Annotated in this window: 23 protein-coding genes and 1 tRNA gene; 4 read left to right on the forward strand and 20 right to left on the reverse strand. The window is 59.7% G+C overall.

The annotated features are described in order from the left end of the window. Window positions 1-66 precede the first annotated feature (66 nt). The 4 genes from pobA (at window position 67) to miaA (ending at window position 6,141) form a co-directional block, all read left to right on the forward strand. Complete coding sequence (gene pobA, locus B9Z50_RS01305) at window positions 67-1,260, forward strand: 4-hydroxybenzoate 3-monooxygenase (protein ID WP_108361900.1); 1,194 nt, start codon at window positions 67-69, stop codon at window positions 1,258-1,260. A 259-nt stretch (window positions 1,261-1,519) separates the two neighbouring features. Then, entirely contained in the window at window positions 1,520-3,610 is a 2,091-nt protein-coding gene (gene mutL / locus B9Z50_RS01310) for a DNA mismatch repair endonuclease MutL (RefSeq protein ID WP_370463040.1), read from the forward strand. A 322-nt stretch (window positions 3,611-3,932) separates the two neighbouring features. Next, entirely contained in the window at window positions 3,933-5,147 is a 1,215-nt protein-coding gene (locus tag B9Z50_RS01315) for a Bcr/CflA family efflux MFS transporter (RefSeq protein ID WP_108361901.1), read from the forward strand. A 10-nt stretch (window positions 5,148-5,157) separates the two neighbouring features. Then, on the forward strand, window positions 5,158-6,141 hold the full coding sequence (gene miaA / locus B9Z50_RS01320) for a tRNA (adenosine(37)-N6)-dimethylallyltransferase MiaA (protein ID WP_108361902.1): 984 nt from the start codon (window positions 5,158-5,160) through the stop codon (window positions 6,139-6,141). Here the strand turns inward: miaA and arfB are convergent. The 20 genes from arfB to secG form a co-directional block, all read right to left on the reverse strand. Further along, entirely contained in the window at window positions 6,138-6,545 is a 408-nt protein-coding gene (gene arfB, locus B9Z50_RS01325) for an alternative ribosome rescue aminoacyl-tRNA hydrolase ArfB (RefSeq protein ID WP_108361903.1), read from the reverse strand. The genes miaA and arfB overlap by 4 nt on opposite strands. A gap of 42 nt (window positions 6,546-6,587) precedes the next feature. Next, the gene (locus B9Z50_RS01330; RefSeq protein ID WP_108361904.1) at window positions 6,588-7,121 is read right to left on the reverse strand and encodes a DUF1178 family protein; all 534 of its coding nucleotides are present in this window, start codon (window positions 7,119-7,121) and stop codon (window positions 6,588-6,590) included. 9 nt (window positions 7,122-7,130) lie between these two features. Then, window positions 7,131-7,715: an NUDIX domain-containing protein gene (locus tag B9Z50_RS01335; RefSeq protein ID WP_108361905.1), complete on the reverse strand. Its 585-nt coding sequence runs from the start codon at window positions 7,713-7,715 to the stop codon at window positions 7,131-7,133. Between the two features lie 28 nt (window positions 7,716-7,743). Then, window positions 7,744-8,046, reverse strand: a complete 303-nt coding sequence (locus tag B9Z50_RS01340; RefSeq protein WP_108361906.1) for a DUF2818 family protein — start codon at window positions 8,044-8,046, stop codon at window positions 7,744-7,746. 18 nt (window positions 8,047-8,064) lie between these two features. After that, window positions 8,065-9,552, reverse strand: a complete 1,488-nt coding sequence (gene nuoN / locus B9Z50_RS01345) for an NADH-quinone oxidoreductase subunit NuoN (RefSeq protein ID WP_108361907.1) — start codon at window positions 9,550-9,552, stop codon at window positions 8,065-8,067. Window positions 9,553-9,603: 51 nt separating this feature from the next. Continuing rightward, window positions 9,604-11,079 carry an NADH-quinone oxidoreductase subunit M gene (locus B9Z50_RS01350; protein WP_108361908.1) on the reverse strand — a complete coding sequence of 492 codons (1,476 nt, stop codon included), beginning with the start codon at window positions 11,077-11,079 and terminating at the stop codon, window positions 9,604-9,606. A 22-nt stretch (window positions 11,080-11,101) separates the two neighbouring features. After that, complete coding sequence (nuoL, locus tag B9Z50_RS01355) at window positions 11,102-13,135, reverse strand: NADH-quinone oxidoreductase subunit L (protein ID WP_108361909.1); 2,034 nt, start codon at window positions 13,133-13,135, stop codon at window positions 11,102-11,104. 7 nt (window positions 13,136-13,142) lie between these two features. Then, entirely contained in the window at window positions 13,143-13,451 is a 309-nt protein-coding gene (gene nuoK / locus B9Z50_RS01360; protein ID WP_108362484.1) for an NADH-quinone oxidoreductase subunit NuoK, read from the reverse strand. Further along, window positions 13,451-14,101, reverse strand: a complete 651-nt coding sequence (locus B9Z50_RS01365) for an NADH-quinone oxidoreductase subunit J (RefSeq protein ID WP_108361910.1) — start codon at window positions 14,099-14,101, stop codon at window positions 13,451-13,453. Before B9Z50_RS01365 ends, nuoK begins: the two co-directional genes overlap by 1 nt. A 37-nt stretch (window positions 14,102-14,138) precedes the next feature. Then, window positions 14,139-14,648 carry an NADH-quinone oxidoreductase subunit NuoI gene (gene nuoI, locus B9Z50_RS01370; protein ID WP_062407863.1) on the reverse strand — a complete coding sequence of 170 codons (510 nt, stop codon included), beginning with the start codon at window positions 14,646-14,648 and terminating at the stop codon, window positions 14,139-14,141. A gap of 13 nt (window positions 14,649-14,661) precedes the next feature. Then, window positions 14,662-15,744: an NADH-quinone oxidoreductase subunit NuoH gene (gene nuoH, locus B9Z50_RS01375; protein WP_108361911.1), complete on the reverse strand. Its 1,083-nt coding sequence runs from the start codon at window positions 15,742-15,744 to the stop codon at window positions 14,662-14,664. Next, a complete protein-coding gene (gene nuoG / locus B9Z50_RS01380) occupies window positions 15,741-17,852 on the reverse strand; it encodes an NADH-quinone oxidoreductase subunit NuoG (RefSeq protein WP_108361912.1) in 2,112 nt (703 codons plus the stop codon). The genes nuoH and nuoG overlap by 4 nt, the downstream gene beginning before the upstream one ends. Further along, a complete protein-coding gene (gene nuoF / locus B9Z50_RS01385; RefSeq protein WP_108361913.1) occupies window positions 17,845-19,221 on the reverse strand; it encodes an NADH-quinone oxidoreductase subunit NuoF in 1,377 nt (458 codons plus the stop codon). Before nuoF ends, nuoG begins: the two co-directional genes overlap by 8 nt. Beyond that, a complete protein-coding gene (gene nuoE / locus B9Z50_RS01390) occupies window positions 19,221-19,709 on the reverse strand; it encodes an NADH-quinone oxidoreductase subunit NuoE (RefSeq protein ID WP_108361914.1) in 489 nt (162 codons plus the stop codon). Before nuoE ends, nuoF begins: the two co-directional genes overlap by 1 nt. Further along, a complete protein-coding gene (locus B9Z50_RS01395; RefSeq protein ID WP_108361915.1) occupies window positions 19,706-20,959 on the reverse strand; it encodes an NADH-quinone oxidoreductase subunit D in 1,254 nt (417 codons plus the stop codon). The genes nuoE and B9Z50_RS01395 overlap by 4 nt, the downstream gene beginning before the upstream one ends. Window position 20,960: 1 nt before the next feature. Then, window positions 20,961-21,569: an NADH-quinone oxidoreductase subunit C gene (locus B9Z50_RS01400; RefSeq protein ID WP_108361916.1), complete on the reverse strand. Its 609-nt coding sequence runs from the start codon at window positions 21,567-21,569 to the stop codon at window positions 20,961-20,963. Window positions 21,570-21,580: 11 nt separating this feature from the next. Next, the gene (locus B9Z50_RS01405; protein ID WP_019428571.1) at window positions 21,581-22,060 is read right to left on the reverse strand and encodes an NADH-quinone oxidoreductase subunit B family protein; all 480 of its coding nucleotides are present in this window, start codon (window positions 22,058-22,060) and stop codon (window positions 21,581-21,583) included. Between the two features lie 44 nt (window positions 22,061-22,104). Beyond that, window positions 22,105-22,464 (reverse strand): NADH-quinone oxidoreductase subunit A, encoded by a 360-nt coding sequence (locus B9Z50_RS01410; RefSeq protein WP_108361917.1) that lies wholly within the window; start codon window positions 22,462-22,464, stop codon window positions 22,105-22,107. 66 nt (window positions 22,465-22,530) lie between these two features. Beyond that, window positions 22,531-22,615 (reverse strand) — tRNA-Leu (locus tag B9Z50_RS01415). A gap of 154 nt (window positions 22,616-22,769) precedes the next feature. Beyond that, window positions 22,770-23,153 carry a preprotein translocase subunit SecG gene (secG, locus tag B9Z50_RS01420; protein ID WP_108361918.1) on the reverse strand — a complete coding sequence of 128 codons (384 nt, stop codon included), beginning with the start codon at window positions 23,151-23,153 and terminating at the stop codon, window positions 22,770-22,772. Window positions 23,154-23,176 lie beyond the last annotated feature (23 nt).

Here is a 23,176-nt window from a genome sequence, read left to right on the forward strand (position 1 = left end):
TCTGGCACCACTTTCACCGTCTATTAAGCTTTAAGGGATTGAATTGACCAACTTCAGGAGACACCCATGAGCACCACCCGCACCCAAGTGGCCATCGTTGGCGCAGGCCCTTCCGGCTTGTTGCTGGGCCAGTTGCTCTTCAAAGCGGGCATCGACGCTGTCATCGTCGAGCGCCAAAGCCCCGACTACGTGCTCTCGCGTATCCGTGCGGGCGTGCTGGAACAAGTGACGATGGACTTGCTCGACGAAGCCGGTGTGGGCCAGCGCATGCACAAAGAAGGTTTGGTGCACACGGGGTTTGATTTGCTGTTCAAAGGCGCCCGCCACCGCATCGACATGGACCGCCTCACGGGCGGCAAAAAAGTCATCGTCTACGGCCAGACCGAAGTCACCCGCGACCTGATGGACACCCGCCAGGCTGAAGGTCTGCCCACGGTCTACGAAGCAGGCAACGTACAGGTGCACGATTTCGACAGCTCCAAGCCCCGCGTGACCTATGAAAAAAACGGCCAGTTGCACACCATCGAGTGCGACTTCATTGCCGGTTGCGACGGCTTTCATGGCGTGTGCCGCGCCACTGCACCCAAAAACGCGATCAAGGAATACGAAAAGGTCTACCCGTTTGGTTGGTTGGGTGTGCTGTCCGACACGCCTCCGGTGCACCATGAGTTGATTTACGCCAACAGCACACGCGGCTTTGCCCTGTGCTCACAGCGCAGCGCCACGCGCAGCCGCTACTACCTGCAAGTGCCCACCACCGACAAGGTCGAGCAATGGTCTGACGACGCCTTCTGGACCGAGTTGCGCCACCGCCTGGACCCCGAAGCCCGCGAACATCTGGTGACCGGCCCCAGCATCGAAAAAAGCATCGCCCCGCTGCGCAGCTTTGTGACCGAGCCCATGCGCTTTGGCCGCATGTTCCTGGCGGGCGACGCCGCGCACATCGTGCCGCCTACCGGCGCCAAAGGCCTGAACCTGGCCGCCACCGACGTCAAATACCTGTCCACCGCATTCATCGAGTTTTATGCCGACAAAACCGACGCGGGCATCGATGCTTATTCAGAGCGCTGCTTGCGACGTGTTTGGCGTGCCGAGCGCTTTTCATGGTGGTTCACCAGCCTGATGCACCACTTCCCGGAAAACGGCGACATCGGCCAGAAGTTCCAGGACGCGGAACTCGATTACCTGGTGCACAGCGAAGCCGGCTCGCGCACCATGGCCGAAAACTACGTGGGACTGCCCCTGAATTTCGGCGAATAAGCCAACGCAAGGCACGCTGCCCACCCCAAACCACTGCACAGCCATCCGGGCAGTTGCCCCCGTAACGGCCAAACGTGCAGTTGCCCCCGTCACCGCGAGTAGCGCAGTTGACCCAACCCCCCGTCACTGCGAGGAGCGCAGCGACGCGGCAGTCCATGGATTGCCTTGTGCCTCGCGATGACAACATTGACCTGGTGACTTGCGGTAGCAGCATTGGCCAAATGCCTCGAGACGGCCGTTTTGTCTGGGTGCTGTGGGCATGGGCATCTGGCCTCTGGTCAGGGATGTCTACAATCGAAAAGTGACCACCTCATCCAGCCCGGCGAACGCGCGCCGCCCCATCCGCGAACTCCCCGATGAACTGATCAGCCAGATCGCTGCTGGCGAGGTGGTTGAACGCCCCGCCTCGGTCGTGCGCGAGCTGGTGGACAACGCCATGGACGCAGGCGCTCGCAGCATCACGCTTCGCCTGATGGGCGGCGGCACGCGGCTGATTTCGGTGGAAGATGATGGTGGCGGCATCGCCCCCGACGAGCTGGCCACGGCCTTGAAACGCCACGCCACCAGCAAGATCGGCAACCTCGATGAGCTGGAATCAGTGATGACCATGGGCTTCCGGGGCGAGGCGCTGGCCGCCATCAATTCGGTCTCCGAGCTCACCCTGCTTTCTCGCATGGACGGCCAGCCCACGGCCTTTGCGCTGGACGGTCGCACGGGCGAGATCCGCCCCGCCGCCCGCGCCGTGGGCACCACCGTGGAGGTGAAAGAGCTGTTTTTCTCCACCCCCGCCCGCCGCAAGTTTTTGAAAAGCGACAGCACCGAGCTGGCGCATTGCATTGAAGCCGTGCGCCGCCACGCCTTGGCCCGCCCCGATGTGGGCTTTGCCATTTGGCACGAGGGCAAGCTGGTCGAGCAGTGGCGCGTGCACCCGGGCGCTGCGGGCCTGGAACAGCGCCTGGCCGATGTGCTGGGCGAGGAGTTTGTGGCGCAGTCGATTGCCGTGGACTACCACGCCGGGCCGCTCAAAGTCATGGGCCGCGCCGGACTGCCCGATGCCGCCCGTTCCCGCCCCGACCACCAATTTGCCTATGTGAATGGCCGTTTTGTGCGGGACAAGGTGGTCATGCACGGCGCACGCAGTGCCTACGAAGACGTGCTGCACGGCCACAAACAACCGGCCTACGCGCTGTTCATGGAGATTGACCCCACATTGGTCGATGTGAACGTGCACCCGACCAAGATCGAGGTGCGCTTCAGGGACAGCCGCGCGGTGCACCAAGCGGTACGGCATGCGCTGGAAAACGCGCTGGCTGCGCCACGTGCCCACCTGCTGACCGATGCGCCAAGCGACGCCGACAAGGCTTTTGACCTGAAAGCCCCTGCGTCCAAAGCCCTGCCCGAGTCGGCCAACTGGCAGCAAGGGGGTATGGCCTTTGAGCGACCTGGTCCCTCGACCTTTTCGGCCCCCAGCTACAAACCCGCCGATTTTGTGCGACCCCGCGTGGACGGCGACCGCGCTATGGCGGATCTGAAGGCGCTGTGGAACCCGTCTGAGCACAGCGAAGACCTTGGTGTTCAGGAAGCCGCACCGGCTGGTTGGCCATCCCCTTTCGCGGTCAGAGACCGTTCCCACAACACACAACCCACTCCCGTAGGAGCGGTCTCCGACCGCAATGCAGCATCCCCCTCCCCTGTAGGAGCGGTCTCCGACCGCGATCAAAGCTCGCCCTGCGCAAATTCCAATGACACCCCCTGGCCCCTCGGCCGCGCCGTGGCCCAACTGCATGGTGTCTACATCCTGGCCGAAAACAAGCAAGGCCTGGTGGTGGTGGACATGCACGCCGCGCACGAGCGCATCGTCTACGAGCGCCTGAAAAACCAGCTCAACGCGCAAAGCAGCGATGGCCCTCGAATTGCCAGCCAGCCGCTCTTGATCCCCGCCACATTTGCCGCCACGCCGACCGAAGTGGCCACGGCCGAAGCCTGCGCTGAGGCTTTGGAGCAACTGGGCCTGGAAATCTCGCCCCTGTCGGCCAAGACCTTGGCCGTGCGCGCCGTACCCACCAGCCTGGCGCAAGGCGATGCGGTGGAGCTGGCCCGCAGCGTGCTGGCCGAGTTGGCCCAGCACGACGCCAGCACGGTAGTGCAACGTGCCCAAAACGAGATCCTGGCGACCATGGCCTGTCACGGCGCAGTGCGTGCCAACCGCCGCTTAACCCTCGATGAAATGAATGGCTTGCTGCGTCAAATGGAAGAGACCGAACGCTCCGACCAGTGCAACCATGGCCGCCCCACCTGGCGTCAGATGTCCATGCGGGATCTGGATGCGCTGTTTTTGCGGGGTCGGTGATGCTTGTTTCAGCTCGTCAGTCTGAATCCGAATCCATTGTCCATTCGGCTGAGTCCAGTTTGTGGCCTGAATCCGAGCCATGTGAGCCCGCCGCGCGGTCTCGCTCATACTCGCTTCGCTCGCCAAATCGCGAGCTCCGCGCGGCAGGCTCCCCTGGCTCTGCCTATGTGGTGATGCGCTCCAAAACACTGGCGGCTTTGAATAACCACCCAGCGCTGGGCGAGGCCGGTGTGCGGACCGCCCGATTTGGCGAGCGAAGCGAGTATGAGGGCGGCCGGGCAATGCCCCCCGACGCATGCTCGGATTAAAGCGAAATAACAGCATGCCGCAAAAACTGATCGTCCTGCTCCTGGCCCTGCTGCTCGGACTGCAACCCGTCACCACCGACCTGTATCTGCCTGCCCTGCCCGCCATCACCGAAGGCTTTGGGGCGGGCATGGGACAGGCACAACTCACCCTCACGGCCTTGCTGCTCGCCTTTGGCCTGTCGCAACTGGTTTGGGGGCCGCTGTCGGACCGCTTTGGCCGCAAACCCATCCTGCTGTGGGGCATGGGCGCTTATGTACTGGCCTCGATCGCCTGCGCCTTTGCACCCAATATGGCCTGGCTCGTGGCGGGCCGCGCCCTGCAAGGCGTGGCCATGGGCGCGGGGGTCATGGCTGCACGCGCCGTGGTACGCGACCTCTTTGCCCCGGCCCAAGGGGCCACCGTCATGTCACAAGCGCTCACGGGTCTGGGCATCATCGCCTGCGCCTGCGCGCCCATTGGCGGCATCCTCACCGACACTTTGGGCTGGCGCGTGGCCCTGCTGGTGCTGGCTGTTTTTGGCGCGGCCACCTTCGGCCTGGTGCTGTGGCGTTTTGAAGAAACCCTGGCCCGACCCAATCCGCGCGCCCTGCACCTGAGCAGCCTCTTGAAGGCCAACTGGCAAATCTTGCAACACCCCACTTTCCGCGCCTGGAACGCCCTGTCCACCGGCTCCTACATGGGCCTGTTCACCTTCCTGGCCTGTTCGGCCTTTGTGTTCACCCGCAGCATGGGTTACAGCAAAACCGCCTACGGTTTTTTCATGCTCAGCATGTCGCTGTCCTACATCGTGGGCACCTTCTGGTGCCGCTGGATGCTGCGCCGCACCAGTGTGCACCGGGCCGTCGCCGTGGCGGCCGGCCTCACCCTCGCGGGCGGCGTCAGCATGGCCGCGCTGGCTTATGCAGGCCAAGGCCAAGACTGGTATGGCGCAGCCAGCGTCATGGGCCCCATCTACCTCTTCATGCTGGGCCACGGCGTGCACCAGTCCTGCGGCCAAAGCGGGGCCGTCGCACCGTTCCCCGAGCGGGCTGGCACGGCATCGGCACTCAACGGCTTTTTGATGATGCTGGGGGCCTTTTTCATGGGCAGCTGGCTGGGCACACAAATGCACGAGCCTGTTTTTGCGTTGGCCCACGGCCTTCTGCTGTGGAGCGTGTTCATTGCCCTCGTGGCCTGGACCCTGGTGCAGCGCCACGGACGCTCAGCCCCCCTGCCCGCTCGCGCCTGAGTCACACGCCATGCACACCCCACTTGCCACCCAACCCAGCACCCAGCCAGACCGCCCGGTCGATGCCATCGCCCTGGTCGGCCCCACGGCCAGCGGCAAAACCGCTGCAGCCCTGGCGCTGGCGCAAAGCCTAGAGCCTCAAGGCGGCGCTGAGATCATCAGCGTCGACTCGGCCCTGGTTTACCGAGGCATGGACATTGGCACGGCAAAACCCAGCCGCGAAGAACTGGCTGCCGTGCCGCACCACCTCATCGACACGCTGGACCCCCTGCACAGCTACAGCGCCGCCCAATTCGCCAAAGAAGCCTCCCGGCTGATACAGGACATCCGGGCCCGCGGCAAAACCCCGCTGCTGGTCGGCGGCACCATGCTTTACATCAAAGCGCTGCTCGAAGGCCTCAACGACATCCCCACGGCCAACCCCGAAATTCGCGCACGCATCCATCAACAAGCCGAGCAACTGGGCTGGCCCGCCCTGCACGCGCAACTGGCCCAAGTGGATCCACAAACAGCCGCCCGATTGGCCCCTGGCGACAGCCAGCGCATTGGCCGGGCCCTTGAAGTCTGGACCGCTACCGGCCAGACCCTCACCTCTTTTCACCAAAGCGCCAAAGCCCAGGCCCCCGACTGGCACATCCCCATCATCAGCCTCGAGCCTCAAGACCGCGCCTGGCTGCACCAACGCATTGCCTTGCGCTTCGAGCAAATGATGGCCGCAGGCTTCATGGACGAAGTCCAAACTCTGCGCGCACGCGGCGACCTGAACCCGGATCTGCCGTCCATGCGCTGCGTGGGTTACCGCCAGGCTTGGGAAGGTTTGGATGGGGGCTGGCGCGAGGCCGAGATCCTGGAGCGCGGCATCTTCGCGACCCGCCAGCTGGCCAAGCGTCAGATCACCTGGCTGCGCAGCATGCCCGATCGGGTGGTGGTGGCAGCCGATGCGCCAAATGCCATGGAAAAGGTTCTATCGGCTGCGAAAGCCAACCAGCGCTAATCCATGGCGTCTTTGCGCCGACCGCTTTTGACCTTTGACTGCATCGCCTTGCCCTCCAGCCGCCTTTGCACCGAACCATAGGTCGGCTTGGTGGCCTTTCGAGGCTTGGGAGGCTTGGCATAGAGGTCCAGCGTTTCATACAGGCGTGCCCACGCGTCCACACGGTTGGCTTCTTGCGTGCGGTGTTTTTGGGCTTTCAAAATGAAGACGCCCTCTAAGTTCAGTCGGCTGTCGCCCGATTGCAGCCAGCGCTGCTTGACTTCATGAGGCAAAGCGGAGCCCGCCACGTCAAAACGCAGCTGAATGGCACTGGAGACCTTGTTGACGTTTTGCCCGCCCGGGCCTTGCGCCCGGATGGCGCAGAGCTCGACTTCGGCGTCGTCAATGTGCAGGGCGTGTTTCATGGCCGTGATTTGATGCCGCGTAAGGGCGCTTGCAGGCAGCGCCTACTGCAGCGTGCCCTTGAGATGTTCTGGCACAGGCAAAGCCATGACATCGATGCCTTCGTCGAGCAAGGCCTCGGTTTCTTCGCGCGTGGCCTGGCCCCGAATGTTGCGCTCTTCGCGCTCACCGTAGTGGATCTTGCGCGCCTCTTCGGCAAATTGCGGTCCCACATCTTCGGTATTGGCCATGACGTGGCGCACCATTTTCACCATGGCCGCTTGCAACTGCTGCAAAGCTTCGGGCGGCACATCGGGCATGGCCGGCGCACTGGAGGAAGCGTCAGCGGTGCTTTTTAGCGCGCTGCCTGCGGCATTGGCAGCGCCTGCCGATGGAGCGCCCTGCCCCGTTTTAGGTTCCGGGGCTGCGCCATGGCCCAGATTCAGGCGAGGCGCCGAGAGCATTTTGGTGATGTCGCTGTCGTTGCACACCGGACACGTGACCTGACCCCGCGCACGCTGGGTGTCGTAATCGGCTTGGGACCCAAACCAGCCTTCAAAGCTGTGGCCCAAGGCACATTGCAGGTCCAGAACTTTCATGCGCTCAATTTAAGGGAGGGTTTGCCAATCCAAGTGCCACTGGCCCGACAGCACATTTTGCAGCCACAGCAGACCCGTCAAGGTCTTGGCATCGGTCAATCGGCCCTGCTGGCAAGCAGCCATCAACTCTGCGGAGCTTGCCGTGAACACGTCCAAAAACTCATCGGTGTCCAGTTGACGCTCGCCCAAAGTCAGGTCTTTGGCAAACCAGATCTCGATCACCTCGGTCGAATACGCAATGACCGGGTGCAGCACCCCGGCACGGGCCCACTGGCGGGCGGTGTAGCCGGTTTCTTCGAGAAGTTCGCGTTGCGCGCACAGCCAAGGGTCTTCGCCGGGGTCGAGTTTGCCCGCTGGAAACTCGGTCATGACCTGCCCTACGGGGTAGCGAAACTGGCGCTCCATCACCAGGCGCAGCCCCACGGGTGTGTCGAGCATGGGGATGACCATCACCGCTCCGGGGTGCACCACGTATTCGCGGGTGGCCAGGTTGTGGTTGGGCAAGCGCACGGTGTCACGCAGCACATGCAAGAAGTGCCCGTGCAAAAGCTCTTCTTGCTGGACCCGGTGTTCGATCAGGTGGTCGTCAGACATGCAAACCCGTGTGAGTGCGGCACTGCGCTCAGTGTTTGCGGTGCATCAGGTAGCGGTAAACAAAACCCGGAAAGGCCAGCGTGACGAACATGGTGCCCGTGACCGCATAAAACTCCCAGCCCTGCGGGGCGACTTGGCCGCCATGGTTCTCAAGGGCCAAGCCCACACCACCCACAACAAAGTACAACACCACCAGCTCCATCAAGCGCCAATGCAAAGGCTTGGACGCGCGCTGAGGACCCAGCAGCATGATGCGCTGGTTAAAAAATGGCATGTTGGCGGCCACAAAGGCCAGCAAGATCAACAAACCGATTTGGGTGGATGTGCTCATGGTGCGGTGCTCAAAGAATCAGACCGCGAGCATACGCACAATCGAATCGGCACACAAAGCCATGAGTGCGCCGGGGAAAATGCCCAGCAACAAAACCAGCAGGCCGTTGGTGGACAACACCAGGCGCACATCGAGCGAGGCTGACACGGTGGTGGCCGTGACCGGCTCGTCAAAGTACATGACCTTGACCACGCGCAAGTAATAGAAAGCACCGATCAGGGACATGATGACCGCAAAAATCGCCAAGCCCAGATAGAAGCCCTGCCCCGATGCCACCAAGGATTGCAGCACCGACAGCTTGGCGTAAAAGCCCACCATGGGCGGGATACCGGCCATGGAGAACAGGCAAATCGCCATCACACCCGCGTACAAGGGGCTGCGCTGGTTCAGACCGGCCAGGTCGTTGATCTCTTCGCTCTCAAAGCCCTGGCGGGCCAACAGCATGATCACGCCGAACGCGGCCAAGGTGGTCAGCACATACGACACCATGTAGAACATGGCTGAGCTGTAGGCGTTGGCGGCCAGTGTGGTCTCGCCATTGATCACGCCCGCCACAAAACCCAGCAGCACAAAACCCATTTGCGAGATGGTCGAATAAGCCAGCATGCGCTTGAGGTTGGTCTGGGCAATCGCCGCGAGGTTACCGATGAGCAAGGAGCCAATGGCCAGCAAAGCCAGCATTTGCTGCCAGTCAAAGGCCAGAGGCAGCAGCCCTTCAACCAGCAAGCGCACGAGGATAGCGAAAGCGGCCAGCTTGGGGGCACCGCCGATCATCAAGGTCGCGGCTGTGGGCGCGCCTTGGTAGACGTCCGGAATCCACATGTGGAAAGGCACGGCACCGATCTTGAAGGCCAAACCGGCCACGATGAAGACCAGACCAAACACCAACACCTGGTGGTTCACCTGGCCCGAAGCAATGGCTTTGAGCACGGCCGACAGTTCCAGGCTACCGGTCGCGCCGTACATCATGGACATGCCGTACAGCAAGAAACCCGAGGCCATGGCGCCCAGCACAAAGTACTTCATGGCCGCTTCACTGGCTTGTGTGTGGTCGCGGCGCAGGGCCACGAGCGCATAGCTCGACAGGGTCAAGAGCTCCAGGCCCAAATAGATCACGATGAAGTTCTGGCCCGAGATCATCATGCTCATGCCCAGCAAGGCGAACAGGCTGAGGCTGAAAATCTCACCGCCGCGCAGCATGTCGCGGTCGGCCGCATAGGGGCGCGAATACACCAAGGTCACCATCACGGCGATGGTGGCAAAGCACTTGAGCCAGTGGCCCATCGGGTCACTGACCACCATGCGGCCAAAGCCGTACAGCGTTTGCCCAGCATCCGCGTATACAGCATGAAGCAGCGCCACGCCCGCCAAAGTTGCGAGCGTCAGCACATAGGTGCCCGTGCGCTTGGGGCTTTTCACGAAGAGGTCGGCCAGTGTCACCACGCAGGCCATGACCAGCAACACGATCTCCGGATACATCGTCATCCAGCTGGAGTTGTCCATCATCTGTGTTCTCTCAATTGTTCTATTCAGGCGAAACGTTCAGGCCCCGGCCGCTCAAGGCAGCTTGGACATGGCCACGTGCTTGAGCAAGTCCATCACCGAAGCATCCATCACATCGGTAAAAGGTTTGGGGTAAATGCCCATGTAGAGCACGGCCACGGCCAACAAGGCCAGCATCAGGAATTCACGCGTGTTGATGTCAGTCAGACCCTTGACATCGTCGTTGGTGACGGGGCCCAGGTACACCCGCTTGAACATCCACAAGGTGTAGGCCGCGCCAAAGATCAGGGCCGAAGCGGCCAGCAAGCCGATCCAGAAGTTGAACTTGACGGCGCCCAAAATGACCATCCACTCGCCCACAAAACCAGCGGTGCCCGGCAAGCCGGCGTTGGCCATGGCAAACAGCAAGGCAAAGGCGGCGAACTTGGGCATGGTGTTGACCACACCGCCGTAGCTGGCGATCTCACGCGAGTGCACCCTGTCGTACAAAACACCGATGCACAGGAACATGGCTGCAGAAACAAAACCGTGGGCGATCATCTGCACGATGCCGCCGGACACGCCCAGCGGGTTGAACATGAAAAAGCCCAGCGTCACAAAACCCATGTGCGCCACCGACGAATAAGCCACCAGCTTTTTCATGTCCTGCTGCACCATCGCCACCAAGCCCACATAAATCACGGCCACCAGCGACAGCACGATGATCAACATGCCCCACTCGCGGGCCGCATCGGGGGCGATGGGCATGGAAAAGCGAAGAAAGCCATAAGCACCCAACTTAAGCATGATGGCCGCCAGCACGGCCGAGCCGCCAGTGGGCGCCTCAACGTGCACGTCAGGCAACCAGGTGTGCACGGGCCACATGGGCACCTTCACGGCAAAAGCTGCAAAGAAGGCAAAGAACAACAAGGTCTGCACCGATCCCGACAAGGGCAGCTTGTGCCAGGTCAAGATGTCAAAGCTGCCACCCGAAGTCACGTACAAATAGATCAACGCGATCAGCATCAACAAAGAGCCGAGCAAGGTGTACAGGAAAAACTTGAAGGCCGCGTAAATCTTGTTCGGGCCACCCCAGATGCCGATGATCAGGTACATCGGGATCAAAGTGGCTTCAAAGAAGACATAGAACAAGATGCCATCGAGCGCACAGAACACGCCGATCATCAAACCCGACAAAATCAGGAACGCGGCCATGTACTGGTTGACTTTGCGGGTGATGACTTCCCAGCCCGCAATGACCACGATCACGTTGATGAATGCCGTTAAAGGCACCAACCACAGCGAGATGCCGTCCACGCCCAAGTGGTAGTGCACATTGAAGCGCTCGAACCACATGGCTTTTTCGACAAACTGCATCTCGGATGTACCGAGCTGAAAGCCCGAAATCAAAGGCAGTGTGACCAGCAGACTGGCGATCGCGCCGATCAGCGCCAGCCAGCGCACTGCGCCCGCTTGGCTGTCGCGACCGAAGGCCAGCAAGACGACACCGAACGCAATCGGCATCCAGATGGCAAGGCTTAACAATCCCATTTTTATCTTGTCCTCAAAACCGTTAAGCGAGCCAGACGAAATACGTCATCAGCACGAACACACCCAAAATCATGACCAGGGCGTAGTGGTACAGGAAACCCGACTGGAACCAGCGCACCACGCCAGAGACCAGACCCACGACTTTCCAGGAACCGTTGACGAAGAAGCCGTCGATGATGGCGCGGTCGCCCACCTTCCAAAGACCCAAGCCCAAGCCACGTGCACCCTTGGCCAAGATGTTCTCGTTGATCCAGTCCATGAAGTACTTGTTCTCAAGGACCACGATCAAGGGACGCAGTGCTCTGGCAAAGAAGGCTGGGACTTTGGGGTTGACCAAGTACATGTACCAAGCGGTCACCACACCGGCCAAAGCCAGCCAGAACGGCGCCATGCTCAGGCCGTGAATCGCCATGGCCACTGGGCCGTGGAACAACTCACCCAATTGCTGCATGGCAGGGTGCTTGACGGCGTCGATGAAGATGACGTCCTTGAAGAAATCACCGTACAGCATGGGGCCGATCGTCATGTAACCAATGACCACCGAAGGAATCGCCAGCAAGACCAGCGGCACCGTGACCACCCAAGGCGACTCGTGCGGCTTGTCATGGCCGTGATCGTCATGACCATGGTGGTCATCGTGGCCATGGTGCGCGTCTGGATTCTGGTCATAACGCTCCTGGCCATGGAAAACCAGGAAATACATGCGGAACGAGTAGAAGGCGGTGACAAACACCCCGGCCAGCACTGCGAAGTTGGCAAAGCCAGCCGCAGGCAAGGTGCTCAGGTGCACGGCTTCAATGATGCTGTCCTTGGAATAAAAACCCGAGAACAGGGGCGTGCCGATCAAGGCGAGTGAACCCAGCAGTGACGTGATCCAGGTGATGGGCATGTACTTGCGCAATCCACCCATGTAGCGGATGTCTTGGTTGTGGTGCATGCCCATGATGACCGAGCCAGCACCCAAGAACAACAACGCCTTGAAGAACGCGTGTGTCATCAGGTGGAACACAGCCACCGAGTAAGCCGATGCACCCAAAGCCACCGTCATGTAACCGAGCTGCGACAAGGTGGAATAAGCCACCACGCGCTTGATGTCGTTTTGGATGATGCCCAAAAAGCCCATGAAAAGCGCCGTGATCGAACCGATCACCATCATGAAGTTCAAAGCCGAATCGGACAACTCGAACAGCGGTGACATGCGGGCCACCATGAAGATACCGGCCGTCACCATGGTCGCGGCGTGAATCAGGGCCGAGATGGGCGTGGGGCCTTCCATGGAGTCGGGCAGCCACACATGCAGCGGGAACTGCGCCGATTTGCCCATGGCACCGATAAAGAGGCAAATGCAGATCACCGTGATCAGCATCGCGTCCATGCCGAAGATGTACCAAGGGAAATCGATGGCCGCCAACTCATTGGCTTTGGCAAACAGTTCGGTGTAGTTGAGCGTGCCGGTGTAAGCCGCAATCAGGCCAATGCCGATGATGAAACCAAAGTCACCCACACGGTTGACGAGGAAGGCCTTCATGTTGGCAAAGATGGCGGTCGGCTTGTTGTACCAAAAGCCGATCAGCAAATAAGACACCAGACCCACGGCTTCCCAGCCAAAGAACAGCTGCAGCAAGTTGTTGCTCATCACCAGCATCAACATGGAGAAGGTGAACAGCGAGATGTAGGCGAAGAAGCGGTTGTAGCCTTCGTCCTCTTCCATATAGCCGATGGTGTAGATGTGCACCATGAGCGACACAAAGGTGACGACACACATCATCATGGCCGTCAGGCTGTCGACCATGAAGCCGATTTCCATCTTCAGGCCACCCACCACCATCCAGGTGTAGATGCTTTCGTTGAAACTCGCGCCACCGATCACCTTGCTGAGCGTCATGGCCGACAGAATGAAGGCCACAAGCACACCCAAAATGGTGAAGGTGTGCGACAGGCGCCGACCAATCCAGTTGCCACCGAATTGGGTGCCCCAGATACCGGCCAGCAAAGAGCCCACGAGCGGGGCCAGGGGGATGGCCAGCAGTGTGCTGGCGTTGAGGGTTTGACTCATATTCTTGTTAACCCTTGAGCGAATTGAGTTCGTCCACGTTGATGTTGCGCTGGTTGCGGAACAACAGCACCAAAATGGCCAGGCCAATGGCCGATTCGGCCGCAGCCACCGTGAGGATGAAGAAGACGAACACTTGGCCGTGCATGTCACCCAAGTAGTGTGAGAAGGCCACAAAGTTCATGTTCACGGCCAAAAGCATCAGCTCAATGGCCATGAGCAAAACGATCAAGTTCTTGCGGTTGAGAAAAATGCCGATCACGGACAATGCAAACAGCATCGCGCCGAGCGACAAAAAGTGTCCCAGGGTCAGTGTCATCATTTTTTCACCTCCTCAGCGACTGCATCGCTTGGCGCCACAGGGGCAGGCGCGGCCTGGGTTGGTGCCATCTTGACCACCTCCATGCGGTCGGCTGCACGCACCCGGACCTGGATAGAGGGGTCAATCGCCTTGCTGTCCTTGCGCTCGCGCAGCGTCAGCGCAATTGCGGCAATCATCGCCACCAACAAAATGGCCGCTGCAATCTGGATCGGCATCAGGTACTCGGTGTAGAGCAAGATGCCCAAAGCCTTGGCGTTGTCCACCGGCACGGCGCCCGTGGCCATGGCTGGCGCTTCGGACAAGCGGAAACCCGACAACAGCACAGCAGCCATTTCCAGGGCGACGATGGCCCCCAGGGTGGCCGCCAGCGGAAAGTTTTTCCAAAAGCCTTTGCGCACGGTGTCGATGCCAATGTCCAGCATCATCACCACGAACAAGAACAACACCATCACCGCCCCCAGGTACACCAGCACCAGCAAGATGGCCAGGAATTCGGCATTGAGCAAGAACCACACGGCCGACGCTTGCGAGAAAGCCAGCATGAGGTACAGCACCGCGTGCACGGGGTTGCGTGCGGTGACCACTCGGAAGGCTGCAAACAGCAGCACCACCGAGAAGAGGTAGAAGAAACCGGTCTTGACGTCCATAGGTCTGTCTTTTTAAGTGTTCAGGACTGCGCAGCGTTCAACGGTAAGGAGCGTCTGCGGCCTTGGCGGCAGCGATCTCTTTTTCGTAACGGTCGCCCACGGCCAGCAACATGTCCTTGGTGAAGTACAGGTCACCGCGTTTTTCGCCGTGGTATTCAAAAATGTGCGTCTCGACGATCGAGTCCACCGGGCAGCTTTCTTCGCAAAAGCCGCAGAAGATGCACTTGGTGAGGTCGATGTCATAACGCGTGGTTCGGCGTGAACCGTCTTCACGCTGGCCCGCCTCGATGGTGATCGCCATCGCAGGGCACACGGCTTCGCACAGCTTGCAGGCGATGCAACGCTCTTCACCATTGTCATAACGGCGCAAGGCATGCAAGCCACGGAAGCGGGGCGACAGCGGTGTTTTTTCTTCCGGGAACTGCACCGTCACCTTGCGGGCAAATGCATAACGTCCGGTCAGGGCCATGCCCTTGAACAACTCCACGAGCATGAAGCTCTTGAGGAAGTCCTTGATCGAGAAAGAGGAAGCAGTCATTGTTGTCATGGTCATTCACCGATCAAAGCCAGATGTTCCATGGCGAGTGCAACCACACGCCCACCACCAACAACCACACCAGGGTGACCGGGATGAAGATCTTCCAGCCCAAGCGCATGATCTGGTCATAACGGAAGCGAGGGAAGGTGGCGCGAATCCAGATGAACATGGACACGACCAGGAAAGTCTTGAGACCCAACCAGATCCAGCCCGGAATGGCGTTGAACAAGGCGTGGTCGATGGGTGACAACCAGCCACCCAGGAACATGATCACAGCCAGGATGGACACCAGCCACATGCTGGCGTATTCGGCCAGGAAGAAGATGGCAAAGCCCATGCCCGAGTACTCGACCATGTGACCGGCCACAATTTCGGCTTCGCCTTCGACCACGTCAAAAGGATGGCGGTTGGTTTCGGCGACACCCGAGATCAGGTAGACCAAGAAAATCGGCAACAGTGGCAACCAGTTCCAGGACAGGAAACTCAGGCCCATCTCGGCGGCAGCGCCTTTGCCTTGCGCCAACACGATTTCGGTCAGGTTCATGCTGCCCGACACCATCAACACCACCAGGAAACAAAAGCCCATGGCAATTTCGTAGCTCACCATCTGGGCTGACGCACGCAGCGCACCCAAGAAGGCGTACTTGGAGTTCGAGGCCCAGCCCGCGATGATCACGCCATACACCTCGATCGAAGTGATCGCCATCACCAGCAACAAGCCGGCATTGATGTTGGTCAGTGCCTGCTCGGGGCCGAAGGGAATCGCCACCCAAGCGGCCAATGCCGGCATGATGGCCATGATCGGGCCCAAACGGAACAGACCCATACTGGCCGCTGTCGGGTTGATCAATTCCTTGGTCAGGAGCTTGAGTGCATCGGCAATGGGTTGAAGCAAGCCCATGGGGCCCACGCGGTTGGGGCCGTGACGCACCTGCATGAAGCCCAAGAGCTTGCGCTCCCACAGCGTCAGGTATGCCACCGCACCCATCAGCGGCGCGAGGATGGCAACGATCTTGATCAAGATCCAGAGCACAGGCCAGACCAAGGTGGCCCACCAGCTGGCAGCGACCAAATTCAGGCCGCCGTTGTACAGCGCGTCAATCATGGGGTCACCTCCTGGCGGGCGTCCGCGGTCAACTGCAAGGACGGTGCGCGGCGCACGATGCCGTCAAGTTGGTAAATCGAAGCGACCGCTGGCGCGGGTGTTGTCGTCCCGCTCAGGTTGATCGCGGACTTTGTGGCGTTCGATGCCGCCAGCGGCTGGGCCGTGGCGCGGACCAAGACATCTTGCGACGTCTCGAAAGACACACCAGGAATATCCAACAAATTGGCCAGCACGCGCAGCACTTTCCAGGCGGGGCGGGTTTCAGCCAAAGGCTTGACCACGGCGTGGAAGCTTTGCAGACGCCCTTCGGCGTTGACAAAAGAACCGGAGGTTTCGGTGAACGGCGCAATCGGCAGCAGCACATCGCTGAAAGCCATGTTGGCCTTGAACGGGCTGAGCGTGACGACCATCTCGGTCTGGCCCAAGGCCTTGGCCGCAGCAGCGCCTGCTGCGCTGTCGAACTCGGGCTCGGTGTTGAGCAACAGAGCCGCTTTGAGGCCACCGGCCAGCATTTGACCCGCGTGCTTGCCGCCGGTTTGTGGCTGGGCACCCACCCACTGCGCGCCCACGGTGTTGGCCGCTTCGGTCAGGTAACCGACGGTGGCACCGGTTTGTGCGCCAATCCAGTTGGCCAAGGCCAACAAGGTCGAGGCATTGCCGTGGTGCGCAGCGGCATTGCCCAACAAAAGGGCTTTGCGCTCGCCACCCAAGAGGGACTTGGCCATGGCTTGCGCTGCGGCAGAAGCCGTGCCAGCGCATGGGGCGTCCACGCCTTTTTCAGCGGCAATGGCCACGGCCAGATCGGCCAGGGTTTGCGCCCAGGCAAACGCATCGGTCACCACCGCGTTGGCCACAGGCATGGCCCAGGCATCGGCATGGCTGAACGCGGCTGTGTCGGTGATCACACTCAGCTGAGCGCCATGGCGCACTGCATGGCGCACTCGCAAAGCGAACAAAGGGTGATCTTTGCGCAGGTTGGCGCCCACGACCAGGACACGCTGCAAGGTGGACAGCGATGCAATCGGAGTGCCCAAGGTACGAACGCCTTCGGCCGAGCCGAATTCAGCATTGCGCAAACGGTAATCAATGTTGTCAGAACCCAGGCCGCGCACCAGAGCGCCAGCCAGGTACAACTCTTCGACGGTGCTGTGCGGGCTGACCAAGGCACCAATGCTGCCCGCACCATGGTCGCGCTGGATGTTGCGCAGGCCATTGGCCACGTATTCGAGGGCGGTTTGCCAGTCGACTTCTTTCCACTCGCCGCCCTGCTTGAGCATGGGACGTGTCAAGCGGTCGGAGCCGTTCAGGGCTTCGTAAGAGAAACGTTCACGGTCGGCAATCCAGCACTCATTGACGTCTTCGTTCTCAAGTGGAACAACACGCATGACCTGGTTGTTTTTGACCTGCACGATCAGGTTGGCACCCGACGAATCGTGTGCAGCCACCGACTTGCGGCGCGACAGCTCCCAAGTGCGGGCGTGGTAGCGGAAAGGTTTGCTTGTCAAGGCGCCCACGGGGCAGATGTCGATCATATTGCCCGACAACTCGGAGTCGATCGTCTGGCCCAGGAAGGTTTCGATCTCGGCGTGCTCGCCGCGGTGGGACATGCCCAGCTCCATGTCACCGGCCACTTCTTGGCCGAAGCGTACGCAACGTGTGCAGTGGATGCAGCGGCTCATCTCTTCCATAGAGATCAGCGGACCAACTTCTTTGTGGAAAACCACACGCTTTTCTTCTTCGTAGCGTGAAGTGCTGCCACCGTAACCCACAGCCAAGTCTTGCAACTGGCACTCACCGCCTTGGTCGCAAATCGGGCAGTCGAGCGGGTGGTTGATCAGCAAGAACTCCATGACCGACTTCTGGGCCGCGATGGCCTTGTCGCTCTTGGTGCGCACGATCATGCCTTGCGTCACGGGCGTGGCGCAGGCGGGCATGGGCTTGGGGGCTTTTTCAACCTCGACCAGGCACATGCGGCAGTTGGCCGCAATGGAGAGTTTCTTGTGGTAGCAGAAATGGGGAATATAGGTGCCCGCTTTTTCGGCGGCATGCATGACCATGCTGCCCTCGGCAACTTCCACTTTCTGACCGTCGAGTTCTATTTCAACCATGGGTCTTCACCGCTGTTGCATCGGCGCCGACCATGGAGGTCTTGTGCTCGATGAGGTGTACAAATTCGTGACGGAAATGTTTGAGCATCCCGCGCACCGGCATGGCCGCTGCATCACCCAAGGCACAAATCGTGCGGCCCATGATGTTGCCGGCCACGCTGTCGAGCATGTCGATGTCGCTGGCGCGGCCCTGACCGTGTTCAATGCGGTCCACCATGCGCCAGAGCCAGCCTGTGCCTTCACGGCAAGGCGTGCACTGCCCGCAAGACTCGTGCGAGTAGAAGTAAGACAAACGCGCCAAAGCCTTGACCATGCAGCGGGTTTCGTCCATGACGATCACCGCGCCCGAACCCAACATCGAACCGCCCTCTTTGGCGATGCTGTCGTAGTCCATGGTGAGCTTCATCATCAAATCGGCAGGAATCACGGGCGATGATGAACCGCCGGGAATCACGGCTTTGAGTTTGCGCCCACCACGCACACCACCGGCCAATTCGAGCAGCTTGGCAAACGGTGTGCCCATGGGCACTTCATAGTTGCCGGGGCGCTCCACGTCACCGCTGACCGAGAAGATCTTGGTGCCGCCGTTGTTGGGCTTGCCGCATTCCAAATACGCCTGGCCACCGTTGCGGATGATCCAAGGGACTGCCGCGAAGGTCTCGGTGTTGTTGATGGTGGTGGGCTTGCCGTACAGGCCAAAGCTGGCCGGGAACGGTGGCTTGAAGCGGGGCTGGCCCTTTTTACCTTCGAGCGATTCGAGCAAAGCGGTTTCTTCGCCGCAGATGTAAGCGCCAAAACCGTGCGAGGCATGCAACTGGAAACTGAAGGTGCTGCCCAGGATGTTGTCGCCCAAGTAGCCTGCAGCGCGGGCTTCTTCGAGGGCGGCTTCAAAGCGCTCGTAAGTGTGGAAAATTTCGCCGTGGATGTAGTTGTAACCCACGCTGATGCCCATGGCATATGCCGCGATGGCCATGCCCTCGATCACCGTGTGCGGGTTGTACTCCATGATGTCACGGTCTTTGCATGTGCCCGGCTCACCTTCGTCGGAGTTGCACACCAAATACTTTTGACCGGGGAACTGGCGGGGCATGAAGCTCCACTTCAAACCCGTGGGGAAGCCCGCACCGCCGCGACCACGCAGGCCGGACTCTTTGACGGTGGCGATCACTTGGTCTTGGGTCAGGCCTTCGCCGCCGTCTTTGCCCAAAATTTTGCGCAATGCGGCATAGCCGCCGCGTGCTTCGTAGTCTTTGATGCCCCAGTTCGTGCCATTCAGACCCGCATAAATTTGCGGGTTGATGTGGCGGTCATGGAAGCAGGTTTCAACGCCTGTGGCTTGAAACTGGCTCAGGATTTGTTCGACTTTCATCAGGCGGCCTCGGCTTTCTTCAGGCTGTCAACGAGTTGGTCGAGTTTTTCATGGCTCATGAAGCTGCACATGTGGCGGTCATTCACCAAGAGCACAGGCGCATCAGCGCAAGCACCTTGGCATTCGCTGGGTTGCAACGTGAACAAGCCATCTGCGGTGGTTTCACCGGCGTGCACACCCAATTTGTGCTCCAGATGGGCCAGCGCTTGCGCGCCGCCACGCAACTGGCACGGCAGGTTGGTGCACACGTTCAACTTGAACTTGCCCACCGGCTTTTGGTTGTACATGTTGTAGAAGGTGGTCACTTCGTGCACGGCCATCACCGGCATGCCCAAGACTTCTGCCACGACCTGCTCGCTGTCGGGACTCACCCAGCCGAGCTCTTGCTGCACGATCGACAGACAAGCCATAACGGCCGACTGTTTTTGGTCTGCAGGGAACTTGGCGACTTCACGCGCAAATCGCGCTTTGGTTGACTCAGAGATCATCGGTCAATCTCTCCAAAAACGATGTCCATGGTCCCGATGATCGCGACCGCGTCGGCCAGCATGTGGCCTCGGGCCATTTCATCGAGGGTGGCCAAATGGGCAAAGCCCGGGGCGCGAATTTTCAGACGGTAAGGTTTGTTGGCACCATCACTCACCATGTAGATACCAAACTCCCCCTTGGGGTGTTCGACCGCAGCGTAAGCCTCGCCTTCGGGCACGTGAAAACCTTCGGTAAATAGCTTGAAGTGGTGGATCAAGTCTTCCATATTGGACTTCATCCCCTCGCGCGAAGGCGGCGCCACCTTGTGGTTGTCGGTGATGACGGGGCCAGGATTGGCACGCAGCCATTTCACGCATTGCTGGATGATGCGGTTGGATTCACGCATCTCCTGCACACGCACCAAATAGCGGTCATAGCTGTCACCGGTCTTGCCCACAGGCACGTCGAATTCGACCTGGTCGTACGCGTCGTAAGGCTGCTTTTTACGCAAATCCCAAGCGAAGCCTGAACCGCGCAGCATGGGGCCGGTCATACCCAAATTCAGGGCACGCTCGGGTGCCACCACGCCGATGCCCACCGTGCGCTGCTTCCAGATGCGGTTGTCGGTCAGCAGGGTTTCGTACTCGTCCACGCACTTGGGGAAGCGCTGGGTGAAGTCGTCAATGAAATCGAGCAAGGAACCGTTGCGGTTGCTGTTGAGCTGCTCAATCGCTTTGGCGTTTTTGATCTTGCTGACCTTGTACTGCGGCATGCTGTCAGGCAGATCGCGATACACACCGCCAGGACGGAAGTAAGCCGCGTGCATGCGGGCACCCGACACGGCCTCGTACATGTCAAACAGGTCTTCACGCTCGCGGAAGGTGTAAATCAGGATGGTGGAGCTGCCGCAATCGTTGCCGTGCGAGCCAAGCCACATGAGGTGGTTCAAGATGCGCGTGATTTCAGAGAACATCACGCGGATGTACTGCGCGCGCATGGGCACGTCCAGGCCCAGCATCTTCTCGATGGCCAGGCAGTAAGCGTGCTCGTTGCACATCATCGACACATAGTCCAAGCGGTCCATGTAGGGCAGCGACTGGATGTAGGTCTTGTGTTCGGCCAGCTTTTCGGTAGCGCGGTGCAGCAAACCAATGTGCGGATCGGCGCGTTGCACCACCTCGCCGTCGAGCTCCAACACCAGGCGCAAAACGCCGTGTGCTGCTGGGTGCTGTGGACCGAAGTTCAGCGTGTAATTCTTGATTTCGGCCATATCAGTTCAGGCCTCCGTAGTTTTCTTCGCGGATGATGCGGGGCGTGATTTCGCGGGGCTCGATGCTCACCGGCTCATAAATCACACGCTGACGCTCGGCGTCGTAGCGCATCTCAACGTGACCCGACAATGGGAAGTCCTTGCGGAAGGGGTGACCGATGAAACCATAGTCGGTCAGAATGCGACGCAGGTCGTTGTGACCTTCGAACACGATACCGTACAGGTCAAACGCTTCACGCTCGTACCAGTTGGCCGAATTCCAGATCTCGTTGACCGAATCCACCAAAGGCAGGTCGTCATCGGGGCACAGTACTTTCACGCGCACACGCTGGTTCAGACTCACCGACAACAAATGCACCGTGACGCCAAAGCGTGGGCCATCGGTGCCCACTTCGCGGTAGGCCGAATAGTCGAGGCCTGCCAAATCAACGAGTTGCTCAAATTGGCAGCCGGGCGCATCGCGAAGGGTTTGCATCACGCCCAGATAATGCTGAGCGCTTACATGGATGCTCACCTCACCTAAAGCAATGGTGATTTTCTGGACCCGATCACCCAAGGCCGCAGCCAGGGTATCTTGCAGGTCTTCGGGACGAATGGCGAAATCAGTCATCGTCATTCCCTTCAAGCGCGCGCAATGGTGTGGGTGCGGCGGATTTTTTGCTGCAGCTGGATGATGCCGTAGATCAGCGCCTCGGCCGTGGGCGGGCAGCCCGGCACGTACACATCCACCGGCACAATGCGGTCACAACCACGAACCACCGAATAGCTGTAGTGGTAGTAACCACCCCCATTGGCACAAGAGCCCATGGAGATCACCCAGCGCGGTTCGGACATCTGGTCATACACCTTGCGCAGGGCTGGGGCCATCTTGTTGCACAGAGTTCCGGCCACGATCATCAAGTCTGCTTGACGGGGGCTGGCGCGAAAAACTTCGGCACCAAAGCGGGCCAAGTCGTAACGGGCTGTGGCCGAGTGCATCATCTCAACCGCGCAGCAAGCCAGACCAAAGGTCATGGGCCACAGCGAGCCGGTTTTGGCCCAGTTCACCACCGAGTCGTAACTCGTGGTGATGAAGCCCTCTTTCATCACGCCTTCAATCATTTTTAATCCTCAAGCAGGCTCAATGTTGTTGTCAGTGCTAACGGTCACTCCCAGTCCAGGGCGCCTTTTTTCCACTCATAGACAAAACCGACGACCAAAATGGTCAGGAAGATCACCACGGCCACAAAACCGGCCATGCCCACTTCCTTGAGTGCAATGGCCCAAGGGAACAGGAAAGCGATTTCCAGGTCGAACAAAATGAACAAGATGGCGACCAAGTAATAGCGCACATCGAACTTCATGCGGGCGTCTTCAAAGGCCTCGAAGCCGCATTCGTAGGGGGAGTTTTTTTCCGCGTCAGGTCTGTTGGGGCCAAGGATATAGCCTAAAACCTGGGGAATGATGCCGACAGCAACGCCGACCAAAATGAACAAAAGAATCGGGAGGTACTGTTCGAGGTTCATTTGGTGACTGCCGGTTAAGGACCGATTGAAACGTCCAAGCCTTAAGCCCGAGCGCTTCTGTTTGTCTGGTGCCGTCGGCGAGACTCGAACTCGCACAGCTTTCGCCACTACCCCCTCAAGATAGCGTGTCTACCAATTTCACCACGACGGCGGGATGCACAGGACCGGCTTGCATGAGGAACACCTTGAGTGCTTGTTGCTTGCTGGTCAGACTCAGATTTTACTCTGAAAAATGGCTCATTCCCTTCTCTAAATCGGGAAAATTGTGCTCAGCAGCAAAGCTGAACGCAGCCTGACGGCCAGAATCACTTAGCAGGTACTGCAGGGGGAACGCTTTTGTCCGCTGGTGCTGCGGGGGCATTGCCAGGAATCTGCGCAGCGGGGCTGTTGTCCACCGGAGCAGGTGCTGTCACAGCCGCGCCTTCGAGCACACTGCCCGACGAAGTGGGCGTGAGGTTGCCGAAATATGCCAAGGCCAATGTGCACACAAAGAAAACCGCCGCCAACACCGCCGTGGTGCGCGACATGAAGTTTGCGCTGCCCGTGGCACCAAACAAACTGCCAGAACCACCGCTGCCAAAAGCTGCGCCCATGTCAGCACCTTTGCCATGCTGGATCAGGATCAGGCCAATCATGGCCAGCGCTGACAACAGTTGCACCACCAAAATCAAAGTCAACATCACGCTCATCTGAATACTCCGAAAATTAAAAA

Source organism: Limnohabitans sp. Bal53, from assembly GCF_003063355.1.
In the GTDB taxonomy this organism is placed as follows: Bacteria; Pseudomonadota; Gammaproteobacteria; order Burkholderiales; family Burkholderiaceae_C; genus Limnohabitans_A.

What these genes read in the sequence shown, in the direction of transcription:
- B9Z50_RS01400 (WP_108361916.1), bottom strand. Translation starts at nt 21,569, where the DNA reads ATGACTGATTTCGCCATTCGTCCCGAAGACCTGCAAGATACCCTGGCT.
- nuoN (WP_108361907.1), bottom strand. Translation starts at nt 9,552, where the DNA reads ATGATGGACAACTCCAGCTGGATGACGATGTATCCGGAGATCGTGTTG.
- pobA (WP_108361900.1), top strand. Translation starts at nt 67, where the DNA reads ATGAGCACCACCCGCACCCAAGTGGCCATCGTTGGCGCAGGCCCTTCC.
- B9Z50_RS01335 (WP_108361905.1), bottom strand. Translation starts at nt 7,715, where the DNA reads ATGTCTGACGACCACCTGATCGAACACCGGGTCCAGCAAGAAGAGCTT.
- B9Z50_RS01340 (WP_108361906.1), bottom strand. Translation starts at nt 8,046, where the DNA reads ATGAGCACATCCACCCAAATCGGTTTGTTGATCTTGCTGGCCTTTGTG.
- nuoL (WP_108361909.1), bottom strand. Translation starts at nt 13,135, where the DNA reads ATGAGTCAAACCCTCAACGCCAGCACACTGCTGGCCATCCCCCTGGCC.
- nuoF (WP_108361913.1), bottom strand. Translation starts at nt 19,221, where the DNA reads ATGAAAGTCGAACAAATCCTGAGCCAGTTTCAAGCCACAGGCGTTGAA.
- secG (WP_108361918.1), bottom strand. Translation starts at nt 23,153, where the DNA reads ATGAGCGTGATGTTGACTTTGATTTTGGTGGTGCAACTGTTGTCAGCG.
- nuoI (WP_062407863.1), bottom strand. Translation starts at nt 14,648, where the DNA reads ATGACAACAATGACTGCTTCCTCTTTCTCGATCAAGGACTTCCTCAAG.
- miaA (WP_108361902.1), top strand. Translation starts at nt 5,158, where the DNA reads ATGCACACCCCACTTGCCACCCAACCCAGCACCCAGCCAGACCGCCCG.
- B9Z50_RS01365 (WP_108361910.1), bottom strand. Translation starts at nt 14,101, where the DNA reads ATGGACGTCAAGACCGGTTTCTTCTACCTCTTCTCGGTGGTGCTGCTG.
- B9Z50_RS01350 (WP_108361908.1), bottom strand. Translation starts at nt 11,079, where the DNA reads ATGGGATTGTTAAGCCTTGCCATCTGGATGCCGATTGCGTTCGGTGTC.
- nuoE (WP_108361914.1), bottom strand. Translation starts at nt 19,709, where the DNA reads ATGATCTCTGAGTCAACCAAAGCGCGATTTGCGCGTGAAGTCGCCAAG.
- B9Z50_RS01330 (WP_108361904.1), bottom strand. Translation starts at nt 7,121, where the DNA reads ATGAAAGTTCTGGACCTGCAATGTGCCTTGGGCCACAGCTTTGAAGGC.
- B9Z50_RS01315 (WP_108361901.1), top strand. Translation starts at nt 3,933, where the DNA reads ATGCCGCAAAAACTGATCGTCCTGCTCCTGGCCCTGCTGCTCGGACTG.
- mutL (WP_370463040.1), top strand. Translation starts at nt 1,520, where the DNA reads ATGGGCATCTGGCCTCTGGTCAGGGATGTCTACAATCGAAAAGTGACC.
- nuoH (WP_108361911.1), bottom strand. Translation starts at nt 15,744, where the DNA reads ATGATTGACGCGCTGTACAACGGCGGCCTGAATTTGGTCGCTGCCAGC.
- B9Z50_RS01405 (WP_019428571.1), bottom strand. Translation starts at nt 22,060, where the DNA reads ATGATTGAAGGCGTGATGAAAGAGGGCTTCATCACCACGAGTTACGAC.
- B9Z50_RS01410 (WP_108361917.1), bottom strand. Translation starts at nt 22,464, where the DNA reads ATGAACCTCGAACAGTACCTCCCGATTCTTTTGTTCATTTTGGTCGGC.
- B9Z50_RS01395 (WP_108361915.1), bottom strand. Translation starts at nt 20,959, where the DNA reads ATGGCCGAAATCAAGAATTACACGCTGAACTTCGGTCCACAGCACCCA.
- arfB (WP_108361903.1), bottom strand. Translation starts at nt 6,545, where the DNA reads ATGAAACACGCCCTGCACATTGACGACGCCGAAGTCGAGCTCTGCGCC.
- nuoG (WP_108361912.1), bottom strand. Translation starts at nt 17,852, where the DNA reads ATGGTTGAAATAGAACTCGACGGTCAGAAAGTGGAAGTTGCCGAGGGC.
- nuoK (WP_108362484.1), bottom strand. Translation starts at nt 13,451, where the DNA reads ATGACACTGACCCTGGGACACTTTTTGTCGCTCGGCGCGATGCTGTTT.